This is a genomic window from Nocardia alni, from assembly GCF_019038435.1.
GTDB lineage: Bacteria > Actinomycetota > Actinomycetes > Mycobacteriales > Mycobacteriaceae > Nocardia > Nocardia alni.
The window spans coordinates 1-503 of record NZ_JAGPOX010000336.1 but is presented as its reverse complement, the minus strand read 5'-3'; the positions used below and the strand labels follow the sequence as shown (position 1 = coordinate 503).

The 503-nt window shown below is 49.7% G+C and carries 1 protein-coding gene; it reads right to left on the bottom strand.

Annotated features, from left to right (window positions below; all coding sequences use genetic code 11):
• Positions 1–503 (bottom strand): hypothetical protein (locus JZ791_RS44225; protein WP_216903954.1); only part of this gene is annotated, 503 nt, incomplete at both ends.

Genomic DNA, 503 nt, shown 5'->3' with positions numbered 1-503 from the left:
CTGCACTTCCCTCGACCACCGTCACATCGTTTTCGTCGCGCAGCGTAGCCTCTGCGGCGATTCTCTGCTCTTCACTCAATGAGGCTGGCAGTTCAAAATTTTCGATGACATGCGATCCATTTCTCCGTTCCGCAAGCTGCAGCATCTCATGCTCCAGCGCAACCATTTCACGGCTAGTAAATACGGTGTCCCTTGAATGCTCTCCATGGCAGACCAGCAACTCACCCTTTAAATCACTCACAGCCTCTAGTATTTGACTTCGAGAGGCCTTACCTATCATTGCCGATGCCGCCTTTGCTACAAGCTCTGGCTCACCAAATACAGCTTTCCCTTGCAATATCTGATACGCCGATTCCCTGACTTGCTCCAAGCACTCCTCTCTACTTAATTCGGTGAAGCTTTCCGAATCAATAATTTCATTAACCTGCTCTTCAGAAAATCCCAGCGCTTTACCGCGCTCCTTCCAGATGCCTTCCAGCTCATACCGTGACAGCTCTGTTTTT